The 21,835-nt window shown below is 60.7% G+C and carries 18 protein-coding genes; 9 read left to right on the top strand and 9 right to left on the bottom strand.

Annotated elements, in window-relative coordinates:
- Nucleotides 1-25: 25 nt before the first annotated feature.
- The 8 genes from HV782_RS26545 to HV782_RS26510 all read right to left on the bottom strand — a co-directional run bounded on the left by HV782_RS26545 (nucleotide 26) and on the right by HV782_RS26510 (nucleotide 9,903).
- On the bottom strand, nucleotides 26-1,948 hold the full coding sequence (locus HV782_RS26545; RefSeq protein WP_003228848.1) for a PrkA family serine protein kinase: 1,923 nt from the start codon (nucleotides 1,946-1,948) through the stop codon (nucleotides 26-28).
- Nucleotides 1,949-2,242: 294 nt separating this feature from the next.
- A complete protein-coding gene (gene glpE, locus HV782_RS26540) occupies nucleotides 2,243-2,572 on the bottom strand; it encodes a thiosulfate sulfurtransferase GlpE (RefSeq protein WP_123469272.1) in 330 nt (109 codons plus the stop codon).
- A gap of 33 nt (nucleotides 2,573-2,605) precedes the next feature.
- On the bottom strand, nucleotides 2,606-3,487 hold the full coding sequence (locus HV782_RS26535; RefSeq protein WP_123469270.1) for a symmetrical bis(5'-nucleosyl)-tetraphosphatase: 882 nt from the start codon (nucleotides 3,485-3,487) through the stop codon (nucleotides 2,606-2,608).
- Nucleotides 3,487-3,867, bottom strand: a complete 381-nt coding sequence (apaG, locus tag HV782_RS26530; protein WP_123469268.1) for a Co2+/Mg2+ efflux facilitator ApaG/CorD — start codon at nucleotides 3,865-3,867, stop codon at nucleotides 3,487-3,489. The genes HV782_RS26535 and apaG overlap by 1 nt, the downstream gene beginning before the upstream one ends.
- Nucleotides 3,868-3,979: 112 nt before the next feature.
- Complete coding sequence (gene rsmA, locus HV782_RS26525; RefSeq protein WP_123469266.1) at nucleotides 3,980-4,798, bottom strand: 16S rRNA (adenine(1518)-N(6)/adenine(1519)-N(6))-dimethyltransferase RsmA; 819 nt, start codon at nucleotides 4,796-4,798, stop codon at nucleotides 3,980-3,982.
- A complete protein-coding gene (gene pdxA, locus HV782_RS26520) occupies nucleotides 4,795-5,784 on the bottom strand; it encodes a 4-hydroxythreonine-4-phosphate dehydrogenase PdxA (protein WP_186746552.1) in 990 nt (329 codons plus the stop codon). The genes rsmA and pdxA overlap by 4 nt, the downstream gene beginning before the upstream one ends.
- A complete protein-coding gene (gene surA, locus HV782_RS26515; protein ID WP_177490682.1) occupies nucleotides 5,781-7,103 on the bottom strand; it encodes a peptidylprolyl isomerase SurA in 1,323 nt (440 codons plus the stop codon). The genes pdxA and surA overlap by 4 nt, the downstream gene beginning before the upstream one ends.
- Nucleotides 7,078-9,903 carry an LPS-assembly protein LptD gene (locus HV782_RS26510; RefSeq protein WP_186746554.1) on the bottom strand — a complete coding sequence of 942 codons (2,826 nt, stop codon included), beginning with the start codon at nucleotides 9,901-9,903 and terminating at the stop codon, nucleotides 7,078-7,080. The genes surA and HV782_RS26510 overlap by 26 nt, the downstream gene beginning before the upstream one ends.
- 130 nt (nucleotides 9,904-10,033) lie before the next feature.
- On the opposite strand from HV782_RS26510, the gene HV782_RS26505 reads away from it, so the two are divergent.
- Genes HV782_RS26505 through HV782_RS26495 form a run of 3 tightly spaced genes read left to right on the top strand, consistent with a single transcriptional unit; the run spans nucleotide 10,034 to nucleotide 12,490 of the window.
- Nucleotides 10,034-11,053, top strand: a complete 1,020-nt coding sequence (locus tag HV782_RS26505) for an aminoglycoside phosphotransferase family protein (RefSeq protein WP_186746557.1) — start codon at nucleotides 10,034-10,036, stop codon at nucleotides 11,051-11,053.
- The gene (gene murU / locus HV782_RS26500) at nucleotides 11,050-11,721 is read left to right on the top strand and encodes an N-acetylmuramate alpha-1-phosphate uridylyltransferase MurU (protein WP_186746559.1); all 672 of its coding nucleotides are present in this window, start codon (nucleotides 11,050-11,052) and stop codon (nucleotides 11,719-11,721) included. Before HV782_RS26505 ends, murU begins: the two co-directional genes overlap by 4 nt.
- 1 nt (nucleotide 11,722) lies before the next feature.
- On the top strand, nucleotides 11,723-12,490 hold the full coding sequence (locus HV782_RS26495; RefSeq protein WP_123469256.1) for a TerB family tellurite resistance protein: 768 nt from the start codon (nucleotides 11,723-11,725) through the stop codon (nucleotides 12,488-12,490).
- 136 nt (nucleotides 12,491-12,626) lie between these two features.
- On the opposite strand, the gene HV782_RS26490 is transcribed toward HV782_RS26495, so the two are convergent.
- Nucleotides 12,627-13,610 carry an alpha/beta hydrolase family protein gene (locus HV782_RS26490; RefSeq protein WP_186746561.1) on the bottom strand — a complete coding sequence of 328 codons (984 nt, stop codon included), beginning with the start codon at nucleotides 13,608-13,610 and terminating at the stop codon, nucleotides 12,627-12,629.
- Nucleotides 13,611-13,683: 73 nt separating this feature from the next.
- On the opposite strand from HV782_RS26490, the gene HV782_RS26485 reads away from it, so the two are divergent.
- The 6 genes from HV782_RS26485 to HV782_RS26460 all read left to right on the top strand — a co-directional run bounded on the left by HV782_RS26485 (nucleotide 13,684) and on the right by HV782_RS26460 (nucleotide 21,626).
- Nucleotides 13,684-16,080 (top strand): PAS domain-containing sensor histidine kinase, encoded by a 2,397-nt coding sequence (locus tag HV782_RS26485; protein ID WP_186746563.1) that lies wholly within the window; start codon nucleotides 13,684-13,686, stop codon nucleotides 16,078-16,080.
- An 85-nt stretch (nucleotides 16,081-16,165) separates the two neighbouring features.
- The gene (locus HV782_RS26480; protein WP_123469250.1) at nucleotides 16,166-16,795 is read left to right on the top strand and encodes a response regulator; all 630 of its coding nucleotides are present in this window, start codon (nucleotides 16,166-16,168) and stop codon (nucleotides 16,793-16,795) included.
- A 348-nt stretch (nucleotides 16,796-17,143) separates the two neighbouring features.
- Nucleotides 17,144-18,268 carry an ABC transporter ATP-binding protein gene (locus HV782_RS26475; protein ID WP_123469248.1) on the top strand — a complete coding sequence of 375 codons (1,125 nt, stop codon included), beginning with the start codon at nucleotides 17,144-17,146 and terminating at the stop codon, nucleotides 18,266-18,268.
- 48 nt (nucleotides 18,269-18,316) lie between these two features.
- A complete protein-coding gene (locus HV782_RS26470) occupies nucleotides 18,317-19,360 on the top strand; it encodes an ABC transporter substrate-binding protein (RefSeq protein ID WP_128616097.1) in 1,044 nt (347 codons plus the stop codon).
- A gap of 181 nt (nucleotides 19,361-19,541) precedes the next feature.
- On the top strand, nucleotides 19,542-20,789 hold the full coding sequence (locus HV782_RS26465; protein ID WP_128616096.1) for an ABC transporter permease: 1,248 nt from the start codon (nucleotides 19,542-19,544) through the stop codon (nucleotides 20,787-20,789).
- 12 nt (nucleotides 20,790-20,801) lie between these two features.
- On the top strand, nucleotides 20,802-21,626 hold the full coding sequence (locus HV782_RS26460; RefSeq protein ID WP_041070101.1) for an ABC transporter permease: 825 nt from the start codon (nucleotides 20,802-20,804) through the stop codon (nucleotides 21,624-21,626).
- Nucleotides 21,627-21,835: the final 209 nt, after the last annotated feature.

The raw sequence follows: 21,835 nt of genomic DNA, 5'->3' as shown, positions 1-21,835 counted from the left end.
TTGTCGCTAGAAGCTTGCAGCTGCTTTATTGCGATTTGCGGACCCGTAGGTACCATTCGGAAAGAAGCCGTACCTGTTTATCGGTGTAGCCGCGTTCGACCATTCGTGTAACGAAGTCGTTGTGTTTCTGTTGATCCTCTTTGCTGGCCTTGGCGTTGAAGCTGATGACTGGCAGCAGGTCCTCGGTGTTCGAGAACATTTTCTTCTCGATGACCACCCGCAGTTTTTCGTAGCTGAGCCAGGTCGGGTTCTTGCCGTTGTTGTTGGCCCGGGCGCGCAGGACGAAGTTGACGATTTCGTTGCGGAAATCCTTCGGATTGCTGATGCCCGCCGGTTTCTCGATTTTCTCCAGTTCTTCGTTCAGTGCCACACGGTTGAGGATCTCGCCGGTTTCCGGATCGCGGTATTCCTGATCCTGAATCCAGAAGTCCGCATACAGTACGTAGCGGTCGAAGATGTTCTGCCCGTATTCGCTGTAAGACTCGAGGTACGCGGTCTGGATCTCCTTGCCGATGAATTCGATGTAACGCGGCGCCAGGTATTCCTTGAGGTAGCGCAGATAGCGCTCGCGGGTTTCGGCCTGGAACTGCTCCTGTTCGATCTGCTGTTCCAGCACGTAGAGCAGGTGCACCGGGTTGGCGGCGATTTCATGCGGGTCGAAGTTGAACACCTTGGACAGGATCTTGAACGCAAACCGGGTCGACAGACCGTTCATGCCCTCGTCGACGCCTGCCGAGTCGCGGTATTCCTGAATCGACTTGGCCTTCGGATCGGTGTCCTTGAGGTTTTCGCCGTCGTAGACGCGCATCTTCGAATAGATGTTGGAGTTTTCCGGCTCCTTGAGGCGTGACAGCACAGTGAACTGCGCCAGCATCTTCAGGGTGTCGGGTGCGCAGTGGGCTTTGGCCAGGGAGCTGTTGAACAACAACTTGTCGTAGATCTTCACCTCGTCGCTGACGCGCAGGCAGTACGGCACTTTGACGATGTAGATCCGGTCGATGAAGGCTTCGTTGTTCTTGTTGTTGCGGAAGGTGTGCCACTCCGATTCGTTGGAGTGCGCGAGCAGGATCCCGGTGAAGGGGATCGCGCCCAGACCTTCGGTACTGTTGTAGTTACCTTCCTGGGTGGCGGTCAGCAATGGGTGCAGCACCTTGATCGGTGCCTTGAACATTTCGACGAATTCCATCAGGCCCTGGTTGGCCCGGCACAGCGCACCGGAATAGCTGTAGGCGTCGGCGTCGTTCTGTGGGTATTCCTCGAGTTTGCGGATATCGACCTTGCCCACCAGTGCCGAGATGTCCTGGTTGTTCTCGTCGCCCGGTTCGGTCTTGGCCACGGCGATCTGGTTGAGGATCGACGGGTACAGCTTGACCACGCGGAACTGACTGATGTCGCCGCCGAATTCGGCCAGGCGCTTGGTCGCCCATGGCGACATGATGGTGTTCAGGTAGCGCCGTGGAATGCCGAAGTCTTCCTCGAGGATCGCGCCATCTTCGGTAGCGTTGAACAGACCCAGAGGCGATTCGAATACCGGCGAGCCCTTGATCGCGTAGAAGGGCACTTTTTCCATCAGTTGTTTCAGCTTCTCGGCTAGGGACGATTTACCGCCGCCGACGGGGCCGAGCAGATAGAGGATCTGTTTCTTCTCTTCCAGGCCTTGGGCGGCGTGGCGGAAATACGAAACAATCTGGTCGATGCATTCTTCCATCCCGTGGAAGTCTTCAAAGGCCGGATAGCGCCGGATCACCTTGTTGGAGAAGATGCGCGACAGCCTCGAGTTGGTCGAGGTGTCGAGCAGTTCCGGTTCGCCGATAGCCATTAACAGACGCTCGGCGGCGGAAACGTAGGCGCTGCGATCCTTTTTGCACAGTTCCAGGTACTCCTGCAGCGAGAGTTCTTCCTGGCGTGTGGACTCGAAGCGTTGTTGGAAGTGGCTAAAGATACTCATGACGTCACCTCGCTCGATACGTGGAGCCGACGCCGGATCAGTCAGTCGATGCTGGCAAGCAGCCGCGGTGGCCGCTTGTTTACCCCCCAGAACACTTTCGCGGTCGACAACCTTGAAAGTCACTCCCGATGACCCGTGCGCCGGTGTACCGGCTCTCCCCTGTTTTGGATGGCCTGGGCTTAAGGATAGTTGGGAATTCGCGAGGTAAAGGCGAGATACGTAATTATGTGTGGCAGACCGTTCGTCTGCCCCGCGCAGGCCCACGGCAGCCGGGGCCTGCACGTGACAAAAAAATTATTCGGCGGTGCCTTGCGCGGTTTCCGACGGATAAGTCGTACGCCACAGCTCGAAGCCGCCGTCCATGCTGTAGACGTCGGAGAAGCCTTGGCTGACCAGATAGGCCGCAGCGCCCTGACTGGAATTGCCGTGGTAGCAGACGACAACCGTCGGTGCGTCGAGATCGGCACCTTGGATGAAGGCGTGCAGCGAGTGGTTGTCCAAGTGCTTTGAACCGCTGATATGCAGGGCGGCATAAGTCGCAGGATCGCGGACATCGACCACCACGGCGCCTTGCTCGCGCAGGGCCTGGGCCTGTTCCGGGGGGATTCGTTTGAATTCGCTCATGGCGGGTTCCTGTTGCTCGGCTGAAAGCGCAGTCTAACGCGGCGCGCTGACTGGCGATGGTTCGGGGATAAGTGGTGCGACGGTTGGCGCAAGGCCGCCGTGTGCATCGCATTTGCACGACACGCGCTCGCCGCTGTCGACGTTCATCAGGGTCAGGCTGCCACCCCAGACACAACCGGTATCCAGCGCCGAGATACCCGGTTCATGGACATCGCCTTCCAGCGCCGCCCAGTGGCCAAAGATGATACGCAGGCCACGGGTTTTGCGCTCTTTATGCTGAAACCAGGGTTTGTAGCCTGGCGGGGCGGTGTCGAGGCCTTCCTTGCTTTTGAGATCAAGCTTGCCGTCGGCGGTGCAAAAGCGCATGCGGGTGAAATAGTTGGTGATGACGCGCAGGCGGGTCACGCCGGTGAGATCGCTGTCCCATTTCGCCGGTTCGTTGCCGTACATGCCATCGAGGTACAACGGAAGCAGGTTGTCGTCACGCAGTGCGGCTTCGGCTTCGGCGGCATACTTCAAGGCCTTGCGCAGGGACCATTGCGGGGGAATGCCGGCGTGGACCATGGCGACGTCGCGCTGCTCGTCGTAGTGCATGAGTTTCTGCTGGCGCAGCCACTCGAGCAGGTCGGTCGCGTCCGGCGCTTCGAGAATCTCGCGCAGGGTGTCGGACTTCTTCAGGCGCTCGATATTGTTAGCGGCGGCGAGCAGGTGCAGATCGTGATTGCCGAGGACGCAGACCAGCGATTCACGCATGCCATAGAGGAAGCGCAGGGTCTCCAGCGATTGCGGGCCACGGTTGACCAGATCGCCGACCAGCCACAGCCGATCGTGTGCCGGGTCGAACGCCACTTGTTTGAGCAGGCATTTGAGCGGTTCGAGGCAGCCTTGCAGGTCGCCGACGGCGTACGTCGTCATCAGTGCAGGGCTCCGGGCACGGCAAGGCGGAAGGGCTTGATGACTGCGTCGAAATGTTTGCCGTCATTGGCGACCATTTCATAGGTGCCCTGCATGGTGCCGACCTTGGTGGTCATGACCGTGCCGCTGCTGTAGGTGTGACTTTGGCCTGCAGCGATCAGCGGTTGCTGGCCAACGACACCGGCGCCGCGGACTTCCTCGACATGGCCGTCGCCATCGGTAATCACCCAGTGCCGGGACATCAGGCGCGCGGGCTGCTCGCCATTGTTCTGCACGGTGATGGTGTAGGCGAAGGCGAAGCGGTCGTGCTCGGGTTGCGATTGGTCTGCCAGATAGCGGGTAACGACGCTGACATCGACCTGGTAACGGGAATCGGACATGCAAAAGGCCTTAACGAAGCGGAACGCGGGGCGTAGCTGATGGGGATTCAGTCTAGGCAAGTATCGGGCAGTAAACCAGAGTGGCGTCCTGCCCGATAGCGTTCATCGCCAGTCAGTCGGCGACGGGAGAGGCCGGAACCTGTTCGGCGAGCTGGTCGGCCAGGCGCACGAATGCGGCCAGGTCCAGTTGCTCGGGGCGCAGGCTGCCGTCAACACCGGCGGCCTCGATCTCGGCAGCGGTCATCAATTGCTTGAGGGTATTGCGCAGGGTCTTGCGACGCTGGTTGAACGCTTCGCGGACGACGCGCTCCAGCAGGCGATGATCCTTGGCCGGGTGTGGCAGTACCGTATGCGGCACCAGGCGGACAATGGCCGAGTCGACCTTCGGCGGCGGGTTGAATGCGCCCGGGCCAACGTTGAACAGGTGTTCCACGCGGCAGTGGTACTGAACCATGATCGACAGGCGACCCCAGTCACCGCCACCCGGGCCGGCCGCCAGACGCTCGACCACTTCTTTCTGCAGCATGAAGTGCATGTCGCGAATGATGCCGGCGTTGTTCAGCAGGTGAAAGATCAGCGGCGTGGAGATGTTGTACGGCAGGTTGCCGACCACTCGCAGGCTGTTCGGCGCGGCATTCAACGTATTGAAGTCGAACTTCAGCGCATCGCCCTGATGCAGGTTGAAGTTGCTCTTGCCGGCGAACTGCTGGTTGAGGATCGGAATCAGGTCCTTGTCCAGTTCCACCACATCGAGTTGCGCGCCGGAGCTGAGCAGGCCGGCTGTCAGTGCGCCCTGGCCCGGGCCGATTTCCAGCATGCGGTCGTCAGGTTTGGCGCTGATGGAGCGCAGGATGCGGTCGATAACGCCGGCATCGTGCAGGAAGTTCTGGCCAAAGCGTTTGCGCGCCTTGTGTTGGTATTGCTCGGTCATAAACGGGTCTCGGCCATCTGGTAGGCGGTTTCCAGGGCGACCTGCAGGCTGCCGGTGTCGATCTTGCCGCTGCCGGCCAGATCCAGGGCGGTGCCGTGGTCGACCGATGTACGGATGATCGGCAAGCCAAGGGTCACGTTGACGGCGGCGCCGAAGCCTTTGTACTTCAGCACGGGCAGGCCCTGGTCGTGGTACATCGCCAGCACTGCGTCGCAGTGCTCCAGATATTTGGGGGTAAACAGAGTGTCGGCAGGCAGCGGGCCACGAAGGTCCATGCCCTCGCCGCGCAGGCGCTCCAGAGTGGGTTCGATGATGTCGATTTCTTCATGGCCCAGGTGTCCGCCTTCGCCGGCGTGCGGGTTGAGCCCGCAGACCAGGATGCGTGGCCGGGCGATGCCGAATTTTTCTTGCAGGTCGCTGTGCAGGATCCGCGTGACTCGCTCCAGCCGCTGCGGCGTGATCGCATCGGCGATGTCGCGCAGGGGCAGGTGCGTGGTGACCAGTGCCACACGCAAACCGCGGGTGGCGAGCATCATCACGACCTGCGCGGTGTGGGTCAGGTCGGCGAGGAATTCCGTGTGCCCGGAGAACGCGATGCCCGACTCGTTGATCACACCTTTGTGCACCGGAGCGGTGATCATCCCGGCAAAGTCGCCGTTCAGGCAGCCGTTGCCGGCGCGGGTCAGGGTTTCGAGAACGAAAGCGGCGTTGGCCTTGTCCAGTTGCCCGGCAACCACGGGGGCGCTGAGCGGAGTATCCCAGACGTAAAGGCTGTTGGCGGGTGCAGGAACATCCGGCCACTGGCCAGGCGCAACGTCCAGCAAATTGACGACCAGCCCCAGTTGCGCGGCCCGCTCGGAGAGCAGGTCGCGGCTGGTAATGGCAATCAGGGGATGTGGCTGGGCTTGCGAGGCGAGCAGCAGGCACAGGTCGGGACCGATGCCGGCTGGTTCGCCGGGTGTCAGCGCAAAACGCTTGGGTTTCACTGCGCTGCCTGGTCTGCACCAGGGAGTTTGATCTCTACGTACGCTTCGTCACGGATCTGACGCAGCCAGGTTTGCAGCTCTTCGTCGTACTTCTTGTTACGCAGAACCGTCATCGCCTGTTGCTCGCGAGCCTGCTCGGTGCTGTCGGTGGCGCGACGGCCAAGGACTTCCAGCACGTGCCAGCCGTACTGGGTCTGGAACGGCTTGGACAGCTGACCTTGCGGGGTCTTGGCCATCACTTCGCGGAATTCCGGTACCAGTGCGTTCGGGTCGATCCAGTTCAGGTCGCCGCCGTTGAGCGCGGAGCCCGGGTCTTCGGAGTAGTTCTTCGCCAGTTCAGCGAAATCTTCACCGGCCAGGATACGCTCGTACAGCGATTGCACCAGGGCTTTGGTCTTGGCTTCGTCGCGGATCGGGCTTGGCTTGACCAGGATATGGCGCACATGCACTTCATCACGCATCTGCGCTTCGCCACCGCGTTTTGCCAGCAGCTTGAGGATGATGAAACCACCCGGAGTGCGTGCAGGTTGGGTGATGTCGCCAACGGCCATGCTGCTCAACTCGCGGTCGAACGGCGGTGGCAGTTGCGCGGCTTTACGCCAGCCCATGTCGCCGCCTTCCAGCGCGTTGTCGCTGCCCGACTTGGCAACGGCCATCTGACCGAAGTCAGCGCCTTGCTTGAGCTGCTGGTAAACCTCCATCGCCTGACGTGCAGCGCTCTGAATGGCTTCAGAGTTGGCACTTTCCGGGGTCGGAATCAGGATGTTGGCCAGGTGCAGTTCTTCGGACAGTTGCATCTTGCCTAGGTCGGAAGCGAGGAAGTTCTTCACTTCCTGCTCGGAGACCTGAATGCGCTCTGCCACGCGGCGTTGACGCACGCGGCTGATGATCATCTCGCGCTTGATCTGGTCACGGGCGTCGTCGTAGTTCAGACCGTCGTGAGCCAGGGCTGCGCGGAATTGCTCCACAGTCATGTTGTTGCGCTGGGCAATGGTGCCGACAGCCTGATTCAGCTCTTCATCGGTAATGCGGATGCCGGAACGTTCGCCGATCTGCAGTTGCAGGTTTTCGACGATCAGACGCTCCAGCACCTGCTGGTCCAGCACGCCCGGAGGCGGCAGACCGCCGCCACGCTTGGCGATGGTCTGTTGAACTTCATGGACGCGTTGATCCAGTTGGCTCTGCATGACCACATCGTTATCGACGATGGCGACCACTTTATCAATGGATTGCACGGCGGCGTTGGCCGCCGTGCCCAGGAACAGCGCGCCCAGCATCAGCGGGCGCAGACAATCAGAAAGCTTGGTCTTCACGTTCACGATAACCTTGAATGCCTTTGTCGAGGAAGCTCTCTACCTTGGCGCCAGTCAGGCCGCCGAGTCCCTTCAGAACAATTTGGAGGAAGACGCCATGGTCGCCTTTTTCGTTTTGCGGAGCTTCCTGACTGAATTCGTCGTAGGAAACCCAGTAACGGTTGATCAGGCGCAGTTTCCAGCAGCAGTTGTCGTACTCAAAACCACCAAAGGCTTCCAGCGTACGGTTACGGTTGTAGTCGTACTGCCAGCGGCTGATCGCGTTCCACTGTGGAACGATCGGCCAGATGACCGAGAAGTCATGCTGCTTGATCTTGTAGTAGTCCTTCACGTAGCCATCTGTGCCTGGAGTGCCGTAGCTAACGTTGCCCACCGTCCACTTGCCGGTACTTTGGTCATAACGTACCTGATCGTTGCGATAGCGATAACCGGCGTTGATAACCTTGTTCGGGTTGTCTTCAGGCTGGTAGTGGAACATCGCACTGCCGGAACGTGGGCTTCGGCTATCCGGATCCCAGTTGTAGTCAGCCGTGGTGCGCCAGTCGCGGTTCCAGCGGTATTCGTATTCCAGTGCATACGGCGATACTTTGGATTTCGCGTCTTCACGAGTGCTTGCATCGATACCCGGCAACTGTACTTCACGATCCTTGAAATACATGGCCTGGCCAACACTGATACGTTGACGTTCAAACCCGTTGTCTTCGATCCAGCGACTGGTCACGCCCAGCGACAGCTTGTTCTCGTCGCCGACGCGGTCGGCACCGGTGAAGCGGTTGTCACGGAAAAGAGACGAATAGCTGAACGTCGATTCGCTGGTGTCGAAAATCGGAATGTCTTCCTGATCAACCTTTGGTACGTAGAGGTAGAACAGGCGAGGTTCCAGGGTCTGCCGATAATCCTTGCCGAACCACTGAGTATTGCGATCGAAGTACAGGCCACTGTCGATGCTGGCAATCGGAACGGCACGGTTCTGATTGCGATCATACGTTCCCAGGAGCTTGTCCTGCGCTGCGGTTTGCTTGTCGATCTGGGTTTTGCCGGTGCTGTCCAGATCCAGGTCATATTGCGTGTACTGGTATTTCAGCGTTGGCTTCAGGAAGCCATAAGACCAGTTCAGCGGCAAGCTGACAGCAGGCGCCAGGTTCAGGCGATTACCGTTGGCGCGAGCCAGCCCCTGCACGTTTTCATCAAGACGATCGGCACCGACTGGAAAACCGTTGGCATCAAACGGGCCGCCATCCTTGTCGAAAACCTTGCCCGATCTCAGATCCCGGTCGAATCGAACGAGCTCGGTGTTGTACGAGAAGTTCAGACCTTCCGGATGATAAGGCAGCAAACCGCCAAGGGTGATTTGCGGCAAGCGATCATACGGCGTGATATTCGAAATGGTCGCCAACTGATAAGCCTGGGCGTTCAAGCTTGCCGTGTAGTTATCGCCACGATAGGAGACGGACCCCATCTGGTTCACGTAGTCGGAGCTCTTGACGCCGATCTGGTCGGTTTCCAGGTCCTGGAAGTAAAACGGGTCGCTGATTTTGGTGTAGTCGACGCGGGTCAGCACACGGGAATCGAGTCCGCCTGTGTGTTGCCAGTTGTACATGTAGCGGGTTTTTTCGGAGTCGGTCTGCTTGTCGCGCTCGTTGCTCTCGTCGTTGAGGTACGCCGCACCGAACTGACCTTCGCTGGACTTGGTGAGGTAGCGGAATTCGCCTTCCATCAACAGCCCGTGCTTGGCCATGTAACGCGGGTACAACGTGGCATCGTAGTTCGGCGCCAGGTTGAAGTAGTACGGGGTCACCAGCATGAAGCCAGTATCGCTGCCGGTGCCGATGGTCGGCGGCAGGAAACCCGACTGGCGACGGTCGTCGATCGGGAAGTAGATGTACGGCGTGTACAGAACCGGGATGTCTTTTACGCGCAGCGTCACGTTGGTCGCGGTACCGAAACCGGTGGCCGGGTTCAGGGTGATGTTGTTGCCCTTGAGCTGCCACGCGTTGCTGTTCGGTTCGCACGTGGTGTACGTGCCGTCCTTCAGACGGATGATCGCGTTTTCGGCACGCTTGGCGTACAGCGCGTTACCGCGGATGCGCGATTTGTGCATCACGTATTCGGCGTTGTCGACCTTGGCTTCACCGGTGTCGAGCTGCACATCGGCATGGTCGCCGACGATCAGCGCGCCGTTGTCACGGATACGCACGTCGCCATTGAGTTCGGCGCGGCTTTCGGCCTGATACAGGCTGGCCTCGTCGGACTCGACCTGCATGCTGCCCTGACGCAGGACGACATCGCCGGCCAGCGTACCGACTTGATCATCGGTGTTATAGCGCGAGGCTTTCGCGCCGATAAAGGTCGGGGCGTCACTTTTATTCGTCTTGTCATTCATGCCAGGACGAATCGGTTCGATATAGGCACCAGAGCAGTAAGGTCCGGTCTCGGCCAATTGGGCGGCGGTGAGCTTCTCGCGCGGAACCCAGTCGAGGTGACTGAAGTCTTCGCTACGGGATTTCAGGCCACGGCCCTTGGCTTCGGTGACGAGGACCGGTTTGGCGCCAGTGTCGGCAACCGAACCGTTCTCGGCCGGGGCTTCGCCGGTGGCGCTGACGGCACTGCCGTCATGCACCGGACGCGGTGGCAATGCAGCCGCCGGCGTCTTGGGCGAACAGTCCCAGCCACCCGTAGCCGAGACGGAGCAGTCATACTGCTCGGCGGCAACAACGAATTGACTGGCCAGAGGTTGCATAGCCAGCAGACTGCCGGTTACCAACAACGGAAATTTTTTACGAAACGCGGGGGATTTCAATGCCATCTTATTAGTCCGGGCTTCCTGCGTGCCATCTGCCCGCGGTGTGGGCCGCACGCCTCTCGATGGTCTGAAAAAGATGCTGGATAATAAAGCATGACCCGCTTGACGGCTAGCGCCGTCGGAGACCCTTGCAATGCCTGACCAAGATGTACGCTTGCAACACCTGAAAGTTTGGCTCGATGAACAGCTGGAAAACCTGTTTGCAGATCAAGGCTGGGGCGCCGTGCCCCCGGCCACGTTGACTGCGGCCAGCAGTGACGCGAGTTTCCGCCGCTATTTCCGTTGGGAAGGTGCGGGTCGCAGCTTCGTCGTGATGGACGCGCCGCCGCCCCAGGAAAACTGCAAACCGTTCGTGGACATCGCCTTTTTGCTGGCGAAATCCGGCATTAACGTGCCGAAAATTTATGCCGAAGACCTCGAACGCGGATTTCTTTTGCTCAATGACCTGGGCAACAAGACCTATCTCGATGTGATCGACAGCGAAAATGCCGACGCGTTGTTCCGCGATGCCCTGCAATCTCTGTTGGCTTTTCAGCAATTGCCGATGGTGGCACCGCTGCCGAGCTATGACGTCGCGCTGCTGCGCCGTGAGCTGGAACTGTTCCCGGAGTGGTACGTGAAGCGTGAACTGGGCATCGAGTTCGATGCGACTCAACAGCAGCAGTGGCAGCGCATCAGTGATCTGCTGATTGACAGCGCTCTGGCGCAACCGAAGGTGTTGGTGCACCGCGACTACATGCCGCGCAACCTGATGATCAGCGAACCGAATCCGGGGGTGCTGGATTTTCAGGATGCGGTCTATGGTCCGGTGACCTATGACGTGACCTGCCTGTTCAAGGACGCCTTCCTCAGCTGGCCTGAAGAGCGCGTACGCGGCTGGCTGGAAAGCTACTGGCAGCAAGCCGCTGCACTGAACATCCCGGTGCAGCCGGATTTTCAAGATTTTCTGCGCGCCAGCGACCTGATGGGCGTGCAGCGTCACCTGAAAGTCATCGGCATCTTCGCCCGCATCTGCCACCGCGATGGCAAGCCGCGCTATCTGGCCGACGTGCCGCGCTTCTTCTCTTATATAGAAGCGGTGATTGCCCGGCGTCCTGAACTGGCGGAGTTGCAAGCGCTGTTTACCCGCCTGCGAGGTGGAGCAACGGCATGAAGGCAATGATTCTGGCGGCAGGCAAAGGCGAGCGCATGCGCCCGCTGACCCTGACCACACCGAAACCGCTGGTGCGTGCCGGTGGCGTGCCGTTGATCGAGTATCACCTGCGTGCCTTGGCGGCCGCCGGTTTCAACGAAGTCGTGATCAATCACGCCTGGCTCGGTCAGCAGATCGAGGATTACCTGGGGGACGGCACTCAATTTGGCCTGAGCATTCAGTACTCGCCGGAAGGCGAACCGCTGGAAACCGGTGGCGGGATTTTCCGTGCGTTGCCGTTGCTTGGCGACGATGCGTTCCTGGTGGTCAATGGCGACATCTGGACCGATTACGACTTCAGCGTCCTGCATCAGCCGATCACCGGTCTGGCGCATCTGGTCCTGGCGGACAATCCGGCGCATCACCCGACCGGGGATTTCTCGCTGGTCGATGGGCGTGTGAATGATGGTCAGGCGGATGCCGCGACGCTGACCTATAGCGGTATCGCTGTCCTCCATCCGCAGCTGTTCGACGGCTGCGCCGACGGTGCCTTCAAACTGGCACCGCTGTTGCGCAAAGCCATGGCGGCAGGCGAGGTGACCGGCGAGCGGCTGAAAGGTCATTGGGTGGATGTCGGGACGCACGAGCGTCTGGCTGAGGCCGAAACCTTGATAGAAGCGAGTCGCTGATATGTTGTGGCCAGGGACTCTGATTGGAGCCGGAGCGGGTTTTGCGATCGCCAGCATTCCGGGGGCCATGCTTGGGGCGTTGCTGGGACAGGCGCTGGATCGGCGTCTGCATTTGCAGAGCTGGGGGCACTTGCGGGAAAAGCTCGGCGGCCGGCCGATGCTGCGCAACGACGAATTGTTGTTCGTGTTGCTCGGGCGTCTGGCCAAGAGCGACGGGCGCGTGACCGACGGCCATATCCAGCAGGCGCGCAACGAAATGCGCGCCCTGGAAATGAGCGAGCCGGCCACGCGTCGGGCCATTGCGGCGTTCAACCGTGGCAAGTCCGGCAGCGATAACCTGCGCGGTTATCTGCGGCGCCTGGGCGGCCAGCCCCATGCGGCCGAAGGTGTATTGCGCGCCTGTTGGCGGATGGTCTGGGCCGATGGCCGTGCCGGCGTCAGCGAGCGTGAACTGTTGGCGCAATGGGGCAAGTGGCTGGGCTGGACGACGCATCAGGTGCAGGCGCTGGCCAGTGATTACGAACCGGGCAAGCGGCCAATCGTCAGCGCGGCGGTAAGCTACCAGGAGGCGATGCGTTTGCTGGGCGTGTCGGCGACCAGCGAACCGGCGCAGATCAAACGGGCGTACCGGCGTCTGCTCAGTCGTCATCATCCGGACAAAGTGGCGGGTAGCGGAGCGACGCCGGCGCAGGTGCACGAGGCGACCGAAAGGACGCGCGAGTTGCACAATGCCTATACGTTGATTCGTCAGCGGCGCGACTTTCGCTAGGCGTTAGCGGTTTGCTGTTTGTGAGGGCCTCTTCGCGAGCAGGCTCGCTCCCGGACTGGATCGTGTTTCTGCAGTTGGAATGCGATCGAGTGTGGGAGCGAGCCTGCTCGCGATTGGGGGCTATTGGGTTTTGCGGTCAATCCACGTTCTGCGGATTCAACCAGCCACGCACCCGCCGGAACAACTGCTCCTGCTCCGCCTTGTTATCCGGCAGCGCCTTGAGCGCCACCTGGCTGAAAGCCGAGGTCTTCAAACGCTTGCTCGCCTGCATGCGCTGCAGCGCCGCGTGACGATCCAGTGGCTTGTCCATGTAGAAAATGTCCGCCGTCGGCAGTTTCAAGGCAGGCGTCAGTTCCACCAGTTGTGGCTTGGCCTTGGTCGGTGCCTGCGCGTCGATCATGATGAATTTCTCCACCTGCGCCGTTTGTTTTTCGCTCAGGTAACGGGCGGCCCAATAGGCGCCGGTACCGTGACCGAGTACGACAATACTGCGGACACTTTGCTGTTCGGCGTAGGCAATCGCCGCGTCGATACGCGCGAAGATTCGTTCGGCGTCCGCCTTGGAGTGTTCTTCAGTCGTTTCGGCGACCACCTGATCGGCGACGTCCGCTTCGCCGCCGGCAGCCTGTTCGATGGGTTGCGCGGTGGTCGAGTCCTTGCTGCCGGACTCCGCGGCTTTCGGCGCCACCGGTGTTTCGACGACGCGCGGTGCAATGGCATCGCTTTGCAGGTCGGGCAGCGTGATACTCAGGCTGCTCCACTGCGCGTCCGGCAATTTCTGCCGCAACGGGCCGATTGCTTGCGGCCAGTCAGCTGTTTCGCCAGCGCCGGGGATGATAATCACCGCACCTTTGGGATCGGCGGTGTTGGCCGGTTTCCACAGGGCCAGAAAGGTGTCGCTGCCGGCCTGTAATTGTTGCTGTTCCTGCGCCGGCACTTTACGTTCCAGTGCGGCGGCCTCTTCCTGACTACGCTCAAGCAGTGGCTGGCGTTCGACCGGTTTTTCTTCGGCCGGTTTCTCGGCCGCTGGAGCAGGGTCGGCGGCGTTGACGGAAAACGCACAAGGCAGGATCAGCGACAGGCACAATGCTGGCATTGCCAGGCGGTAAACAGAGGGCATCGGTTATTCCAGGCCAGAAAGTATCCCGGCAGCCTAATGGGTTGGTCAGAATTTGTCAGTGTACGAGACTTCAATGAAGCGATTTTGCTGCCTGTGGGTTATCGGCTGTTTGTGGTTTCCCTTGATGGGCTGGGCGGCGCCTGCGTCCCCGGCGCACGTTGCGCAATTGTCCGCGAGTCAGCAGCAGTGGCTGGCACAACATAATGAATTGCGGGTCGGGCTGGTGCTGCAGGCGCCGTACGCGCAATACGACCGGCGTTTGCAGAAGCTCTCCGGGGCCAACGTCGAGTTGATGAAGTGGCTGGCCCAGGCCCTTAATGTCGAATTGAGCTGGCGCAATTTTCCCGATCTGGGACGACTGGAGAGCGCCTTGCGCGAAGGCGAAATCGACGTCGCCCCGGGCCTGAGCCAGACCCCGAGTGCGCTGCGCCTGTGGCAGTTTTCCGACCCGTATATGCGCGTGCCGCAACTGGTGGTCAGTGATCAGAAGGCCAGCGGTGTGGTGGATCTGGAGAAACTCGACAGCCAGACCCGTGTCGCGGTGCGCATGCCCAGTACCACCGCGGATTATTTGCGCGGCACCTATCCCCATCTGAATCTGCAAGGCGTGCCGCTGGAGCGTCAGGCGTTGCAGCTACTGTTGAGTCAGCAGGCGTCCTACGCGGTGGTCGATGAGGCGCAGCTCGGGCGGCTGTCAGCCGAGCCAGAGTTCGCCGAGCTGGTGGTGGTCGGTGACATTGGCCTGCCGCAATTGCTGCGGGTCGGTACGCGTCGTGACTGGCCGGAGCTGGCCGGTATCGTCCAGAGTGCCTTGCGCGCGATCCCGGCCAAGGATCTGGAGCGCCTGCACAGCCAATGGTTGCAACCCAAGTACCCGCGACTGTCGGAGTCACCGGGGTTTTGGCAGAACCTCAGTCTGTTGTTCGCGGTCATGTTGCTCAGCTGCGTGGCGATCGTGTTCTGGCAACGGCGCCAGCAGCACAGCCTCGAGCAGCGCTTGCTCGCCGCACGGGAAGACATTGCCCTGCGCGCGGCCAGCGAAGAAGCGCTGCGGCTCACGCAGTTTTCCATTGATCAAAGCACGGTCGGCATTCTCTGGGTCAACTGGGACAGCCATGTGCGCTACGCCAACCGGGCGGCGGAAGTCATGCTTGGTTATCCCGTCGGCGGTCTGATCGAGCGACCGCTGATCGACTTCGAGCCGGGTCTGCACATGGACCGATGGCTCAACCTGTGGAAGCGCGCGCGGGCCAGTGAAGAAGGGCCGCTGAGCTTTGAAACCAGCTGCGTGCGTGCCGATGGCGGCATCCTGCCGGCGGACGTGTCACTGAGTTTTCTGCGATTTCGTGACAGCGAATACCTGGTGGTTTATCTCACCGACGTCACCGAGCGCCGCCGCGCACTCGCCGCGTTGCAGGAAAGCGAGGCGCGCCTGCAAGGCATTGCCGCCAACGTCCCGGGTCTGGTGTTCCGCCTGGAGCGGGCACCGGTGACCGGACAGATCGACTTTGCCTACATCAGCGAGGGCAGTGAAAGCCTGGTCGGTTACGCGCCGGCCACCATTGCCCATCGCGACATGGGCTTGCGCAGCCTGGTGCACCCGGACGATAAAGCCAGTTACCACCGGACCCAGGATCAGGCGCTGGACACCGACAGCGACTGGTCGTGGCAGGGCCGCATCCTCACGCGTCAGGGCCAGCAGCGCTGGGCCGAGATCAAGGCGATCACCCGGCAACTGGAGGACGGCGCTTATGTCTGGGACGGCATCGTCTGGGACATCACCGAAAGCAAGCGCATCGAACTGGAACTGGCCGCCTCCCGCGAGCAATTGCGCGAACTGTCGGCGCACCTTGAGAGCGTGCGTGAAGAAGAGAAGGCGCGCATTGCCCGGGAGGTGCACGATGAGCTGGGGCAAATGCTCACGGTGCTGAAACTGGAAACGTCGATGTGCGAATTGGCCTACGCGCAGCTCGATCCTGGTCTGAACGAACGGCTGAACAGCATGAAGCGCCTGATCGCCCAGTTGTTCCAGTTGGTGCGGGATGTGGCGACGGCGCTGCGCCCACCGATTCTCGATGCCGGGATTGCCTCGGCGATTGAATGGCAGGCGCGGCGCTTCGAGGCGCGCACGCAGATTCCGTGTCTGGTGCAGGTGCCGGACAATCTGCCGGCGCTCAGCGATGCCAAGGCGATCGGGCTGTTCCGGATTCTGCAGGAGGCACTGACCAATGTGATGCGGCATGCCCAGGCGCATACTGTGGAACTGACGCTGGCGCTGGAAGGCGATGAATTGCGTCTGACCGTCAGCGATGATGGCGTAGGATTCGTCGCCGCTACCGGTCGGCCGACTTCGTTCGGGTTGGTGGGCATGCGCGAGCGGGTGCTGATCATGGGCGGGCGGCTGGCGCTGGAGAGTGAGCCGGGGGAGGGCACCAGCCTGACTGTGTGGGTGCCGGTGAGTGAGGTTTGAAGGTGTGTGGTGTTTGCGCTGACGCTATCGCGAGCAGGCTCGCGCCCACAGGGTTTGGTGTGTGCCTGAAATCTGGAGAAAAAACTTGATCCGTGTACTGGTAGCCGAAGACCACACCATCGTCCGCGAAGGCATCAAGCAATTGATCGGCCTGGCCAAGGATCTGCAAGTGGTGGGGGAGGCGAGTAATGGCGAGCAGTTGCTGGAAACCCTGCGCAGTGTGCCGTGCGAGGTGGTGTTGCTGGATATCTCCATGCCCGGGGTCAATGGCCTGGAAGCGATTCCGCGGATTCGCGCGCTGAACAACCCGCCCGCCATTCTGGTGCTGTCGATGCACGATGAAGCGCAGATGGCCGCCCGTGCCCTCAAGATCGGTGCGGCCGGGTATGCAACCAAGGACAGTGATCCGGCCCTGTTGCTGACCGCCATCCGCAAAGTGGCGGCGGGCGGCCGTTACATTGATCCGGAACTGGCCGATCGCATGGTTTTTGAAGTCGGCCTGACCGATACGCGGCCATTGCACTCGCTATTGTCAGAGCGCGAATTCTCGGTGTTCGAACGCCTGGCCCAGGGCGCCAATGTCAATGACATCGCCCAGCAACTGGCCCTGAGCAGCAAAACCATCAGCACCCACAAGGCGCGGCTGATGCAGAAGCTCAACATCACCTCACTGGCCGAGCTGGTCAAATACGCGATGGAACACAAGCTCCTTTAGCAACGCTGCACAAACCTGTGGGAGCTGGCTTGCCAGCGATGACGGAGTGCCGATCACATTAATGCCGGCTGACCCACCGCTATCGCTGGCAAGCCAGCTCCCACAGGTTTCTCTGTACGGCCTGAGAATTTGGGCATATCTGTTAGCGACACGCGCTTTTGCTTGTTCTTGCAGCTTGCAGCTCAACCCTCGCCACTGCCTTATCCATTAGCGCCATCCTTGTAGGGCAATCCCTACCCCCAACCTTCCATCCGGCTGAGGCGATTCTCTCCTGCGCCCCGATTTGCGCGCCTGTCAGCAGCCACTAGGCTTAACCCACAAGCAGTCATCAACAACAAAGGTGTGGGTATGAGCCAGGTCGATTCAAACGCAGGGGCCAGTGATGTGCTGGTCAGCTTTCGTGGAGTGCAGAAGAGCTACGACGGCGAGAACCTGATCGTCAAAGACCTCAACCTGGACATTCGCAAAGGCGAGTTCCTGACCCTGCTCGGGCCGTCCGGTTCGGGCAAGACCACCAGCCTGATGATGCTCGCCGGCTTTGAAACACCGACCGCCGGAGAAATCCTGCTGGCCGGGCGCGCAATCAATAACGTGCCGCCGCACAAGCGCGACATCGGCATGGTGTTTCAGAACTACGCGCTGTTCCCGCACATGACCGTAGCGGAAAACCTCGCCTTCCCGCTGACCGTGCGCGGCCTGAACAAGAGCGACGTCAGCGACAAGGTGAAGAAAGTCCTCAGCATGGTCCAGCTCGACGCTTTCGCCTCGCGCTACCCGGCGCAACTGTCCGGTGGTCAGCAGCAGCGGGTAGCACTGGCGCGGGCGCTGGTGTTCGAACCGCAACTGGTGTTGATGGACGAACCGCTGGGTGCACTCGACAAACAGCTGCGCGAACACATGCAGATGGAGATCAAGCACCTGCACCAGCGCCTCGGCGTGACCGTGGTCTACGTGACCCACGACCAGGGTGAAGCGCTGACCATGTCCGATCGCGTGGCGGTCTTCCACCAGGGCGAAATCCAGCAGATCGCTCCGCCGCGCACCCTCTACGAAGAACCGAAAAATACCTTCGTCGCCAACTTCATCGGCGAGAACAACCGCCTCAACGGTCGCCTGCTCAGCCAGAGCGGCGAGCGCTGCGTGGTCGAGCTGGGCCGTGGCGAGAAGGTCGAGGCACTGGCGGTCAACGTCGGCCAGACCGGCGAACCGGTGACCCTGTCGATCCGTCCGGAGCGCGTCAGCCTCAACGGCTCGAGCGATCAATGTGTCAACCGCTTCTCAGGGAGGGTGGCGGAATTCATCTATCTGGGCGACCACGTCCGGGTGCGTCTGGAAGTCTGTGGCAAGACCGACTTCTTCGTGAAACAACCGATTGCCGAGCTCGATCCAGCGCTCGCGGTCGGGGACGTGGTTCCGCTTGGCTGGCAGATCGAGCACGTGCGCGCGCTTGATCCTCTTCTAGAGGCGAACTGATCGCCCCGGCAATACCAACACCAACCCTGCACGTGGAGAGAACAATAAATGTTGAGATCCCTGAAGTTCACCGCCCTGACCCTGGGCCTGATGGGTGCGGCCAGCGCGATGGCGGCTGGCCCGGATTTGACCGTGGTGTCGTTTGGCGGGGCGAACAAGGCCGCGCAAGTCAAAGCCTTCTACGCACCGTGGGAAGCGGCGGGCCATGGCAAGATCGTCGCCGGCGAGTACAACGGCGAAATGGCCAAGGTCAAAGCCATGGTCGATACCAAGAGTGTGTCGTGGGATCTGGTCGAAGTTGAATCGCCGGAACTGTCCCGTGGCTGTGACGAAGACATGTTCGAGCAACTCGACCCTGCGCTGTTCGGCAAATCCGAAGACTACGTCAAAGGCGCCATCCAGCCGTGCGGCGTGGGCTTCTTCGTCTGGTCGACCGTCCTTGCGTACAACGCCGACAAGCTGAAAACCGCACCGACCAGTTGGGCCGATTTCTGGGACACCAAGAAATTCCCGGGCAAGCGTGGCCTGCGCAAAGGCGCCAAGTACACCCTCGAGTTCGCACTGATGGCCGACGGCGTAGCGCCGAAAGACGTCTACAAAGTGCTGGCTGGCAAGGATGGTCAGGACCGTGCGTTCAAGAAGCTCGATGAACTGAAGCCGAGCATCCAGTGGTGGGAAGCCGGCGCGCAACCGCCGCAGTACCTCGCTTCCGGTGACGTGGTCATGAGCTCGGCCTACAACGGTCGTATCGCTGCGGTGCAGAAGGAATCCAACCTGAAAGTGGTGTGGAACGGCGGCATCTACGACTTCGACGCGTGGGCCATCCCGAAAGGTCTGGACGCCAAACGTGCGGAAGCGGCGAAGAAGTTCATCGCCTTCTCGGTCCAGCCGCAACAGCAGAAGACCTACTCGGAAAACATCGCCTACGGCCCGGCCAACACCCAGGCGGTTCCGCTGCTGGCCAAGGATGTCCTGAAAGACATGCCGACCACCCCGGAAAACATCGCCAACCAGGTGCAGATCGACGTCAGCTTCTGGGCTGACAACGGCGAGCAACTGGAGCAGCGCTTCAATTCCTGGGCTGCGAAATAACCGAGGGCTCGCTCTCCTGTGGGAGCGAGCTTGCTCGCGAAAGCGCCAGTACATTCAACATTGATGTCGACTGATGCGCCGCCTTCGCGAGCAAGCTCGCTCCCACATTTGGATCTGTGTGCATCAATCGATCGAGGTGGTTCGCCACCTCTGTAACGATCAAAGATTTGCGGAGTACGTCATGGCCATCGCCGTTCCCCTGAACGAGGGCACCAGCCCCACCTTGAAGCAGAAGCTCAAGCGCGCCGAGCGAGTCAACCGCTGGAAGGCCCAGGCGTTGATTGCGCCGCTGGTGCTGTTTCTGTTGCTGGTGTTCCTGGTGCCGATCGTGGCGCTGCTCTACAAAAGCGTCGGCAACCCGGAAGTGGTCGGCGGCATGCCGCGCACCGTGGCGGCCATCGCCAGCTGGGACGGCCGCGGCCTGCCCGCTGAGCCGGTGTACAAAGCCGCTGGCGAAGACCTCGCCGAAGCCCGGAAAAACCAGACGCTGGGCGATTTGTCCAAGCGCTTGAACATGGAATTGGCCGGCTATCGCAGCCTGCTGACCAAAACCGCCCGTGCGCTGCCCTTTGTCAGCGAACCGGCCTCTTATAAAGAAGCACTTGAAGGCCTCGATGAGCGCTGGGGCGATCCGGCCTACTGGCAAGCGGTCAAGCGCAACACCAGCAGCATCACCCCGTATTACCTGCTGGCGGCGGTCGATCACCGCATCGACGACCTCGGCGAACTGGCCCCGGCCACCCCGGATCAGGCGATCTACCTCGACATCTTCGCCCGCACATTCTGGATGGGCCTGGTGATCACTGTGATCTGCTTGCTGCTCGCCTATCCACTGGCTTATCTGCTGGCCAACCTGCCATCGCGCCAGAGCAACCTGCTGATGATTCTGGTGCTGCTGCCGTTCTGGACCTCGATTCTGGTGCGGGTCGCGGCATGGATCGTGTTGCTGCAATCGGGCGGGCTGATCAACAGCGCGCTGATGGCAATGGGCATCATTGATAAGCCGCTGGAGCTGGTGTTCAACCGCACCGGGGTCTACATCTCGATGGTGCACATCCTGCTGCCGTTCATGATCCTGCCGATCTACAGCGTGATGAAAGGCATCTCACCGACTTACATGCGTGCCGCGATTTCGCTGGGCTGCCATCCGTTCGCCAGTTTCTGGCGGGTGTACTTCCCGCAGACCTACGCTGGCGTCGGTGCCGGTTGCCTGTTGGTGTTCATCCTCGCCATCGGCTACTACATCACCCCGGCGCTGCTCGGCAGTCCGAACGATCAAATGGTCAGCTACTTCGTCGCGTTCTACACCAACACCAGCATCAACTGGGGCATGGCCACGGCGCTGGGCGGCTTGTTGTTGCTGGCAACCGTGGTGCTTTATCTGATCTACAGCTGGCTGGTGGGCGCCAGTCGCCTGCGCCTGAGCTAAGGGGAATTTGAAATGCTGAGTCCTTACATGTCGCCCATCGAACGGGTGTGGTTCTACAGCTTGCGGATTCTCTGCGGCCTGATCCTGCTGTTCCTGATTCTGCCGGTGCTGGTGATCGTGCCGCTGTCGTTCAACTCCGGCAGTTTTCTGGTGTATCCGCTGCAGGGCTTTTCCCTGCACTGGTATCAGGACTTCTTCGCCTCGGCGGAGTGGATGCGCTCGCTGAAGAACAGCATCATCGTCGCCCCCGCCGCGACCGTGCTGGCGATGGTCTTCGGGACACTGGCCGCGATCGGTCTGACCCGTGGCGACTTCCCCGGCAAAGCGCTGGTGATGGCGCTGGTGATTTCGCCGATGGTGGTGCCGGTGGTGATCATCGGTGTGGCGAGTTATCTGTTTTTCGCACCGCTGGGCTTGGGTAACAGTTTCTTCTCGCTGATCGTGGTGCACGCGGTGCTCGGTGTGCCATTCGTGATCATCACCGTGTCGGCGACGTTGCAGGGTTTCAACCATAACCTTGTACGGGCGGCGGCCAGCCTCGGCGCTTCGCCACTGACCACGTTCCGCCGGGTGACCTTGCCGCTGATTGCGCCGGGGGTCATTTCCGGGGCGCTGTTCGCCTTCGCGACGTCGTTCGATGAGGTGGTGGTGACGCTGTTCCTCGCCGGCCCGGAGCAAGCGACCTTGCCACGGCAAATGTTCAGCGGGATCCGCGAAAACCTCAGTCCGACTATCGCCGCCGCCGCTACGTTGCTGATCGCCTTCTCGGTGATTCTGCTGCTGACCCTGGAATGGCTGCGTGGGCGCAGCGAAAAACTGCGTACTGCTCAGGTTTAAGGGCCGAATCAAAAGCTTACCCCCTCACCCCAGCCCTCTCCCCCAAGGGGGCGAGGGGGAAAGGGAGCAGATCTTCATGGTCTTCAAAACCTGTGTTCGACCGGTATCGCACGTCGATGTACTCCGAGAGAACGGCACGGTCAGTCCCCTCTCCCTCTGGGAGAGGGCTAGGGTGAGGGCTCTTGCTCTAGCCCTCGATGGCTCATTCA

The sequence above is a fragment of the Pseudomonas monsensis genome, assembly GCF_014268495.2.
Classification (GTDB): Bacteria; Pseudomonadota; Gammaproteobacteria; order Pseudomonadales; family Pseudomonadaceae; genus Aquipseudomonas; species Aquipseudomonas monsensis.
The sequence above is the reverse complement of the archived record's forward strand: the minus strand, read 5'-3'. Positions and strand labels throughout refer to the sequence as shown.

Excerpts from the sequence above, each read along its gene's own strand:
- HV782_RS26545 (WP_003228848.1), bottom strand. The coding sequence starts at position 1,948 with ATGAGTATCTTTAGCCACTTCCAACAACGCTTCGAGTCCACACGCCAG.
- glpE (WP_123469272.1), bottom strand. The coding sequence starts at position 2,572 with ATGAGCGAATTCAAACGAATCCCCCCGGAACAGGCCCAGGCCCTGCGC.
- HV782_RS26535 (WP_123469270.1), bottom strand. The coding sequence starts at position 3,487 with ATGACGACGTACGCCGTCGGCGACCTGCAAGGCTGCCTCGAACCGCTC.
- apaG (WP_123469268.1), bottom strand. The coding sequence starts at position 3,867 with ATGTCCGATTCCCGTTACCAGGTCGATGTCAGCGTCGTTACCCGCTAT.
- rsmA (WP_123469266.1), bottom strand. The coding sequence starts at position 4,798 with ATGACCGAGCAATACCAACACAAGGCGCGCAAACGCTTTGGCCAGAAC.
- HV782_RS26510 (WP_186746554.1), bottom strand. The coding sequence starts at position 9,903 with ATGGCATTGAAATCCCCCGCGTTTCGTAAAAAATTTCCGTTGTTGGTA.
- HV782_RS26505 (WP_186746557.1), top strand. The coding sequence starts at position 10,034 with ATGCCTGACCAAGATGTACGCTTGCAACACCTGAAAGTTTGGCTCGAT.
- murU (WP_186746559.1), top strand. The coding sequence starts at position 11,050 with ATGAAGGCAATGATTCTGGCGGCAGGCAAAGGCGAGCGCATGCGCCCG.
- HV782_RS26495 (WP_123469256.1), top strand. The coding sequence starts at position 11,723 with ATGTTGTGGCCAGGGACTCTGATTGGAGCCGGAGCGGGTTTTGCGATC.
- HV782_RS26490 (WP_186746561.1), bottom strand. The coding sequence starts at position 13,610 with ATGCCCTCTGTTTACCGCCTGGCAATGCCAGCATTGTGCCTGTCGCTG.
- HV782_RS26485 (WP_186746563.1), top strand. The coding sequence starts at position 13,684 with ATGAAGCGATTTTGCTGCCTGTGGGTTATCGGCTGTTTGTGGTTTCCC.
- HV782_RS26475 (WP_123469248.1), top strand. The coding sequence starts at position 17,144 with ATGAGCCAGGTCGATTCAAACGCAGGGGCCAGTGATGTGCTGGTCAGC.
- HV782_RS26470 (WP_128616097.1), top strand. The coding sequence starts at position 18,317 with ATGTTGAGATCCCTGAAGTTCACCGCCCTGACCCTGGGCCTGATGGGT.
- HV782_RS26465 (WP_128616096.1), top strand. The coding sequence starts at position 19,542 with ATGGCCATCGCCGTTCCCCTGAACGAGGGCACCAGCCCCACCTTGAAG.
- HV782_RS26460 (WP_041070101.1), top strand. The coding sequence starts at position 20,802 with ATGCTGAGTCCTTACATGTCGCCCATCGAACGGGTGTGGTTCTACAGC.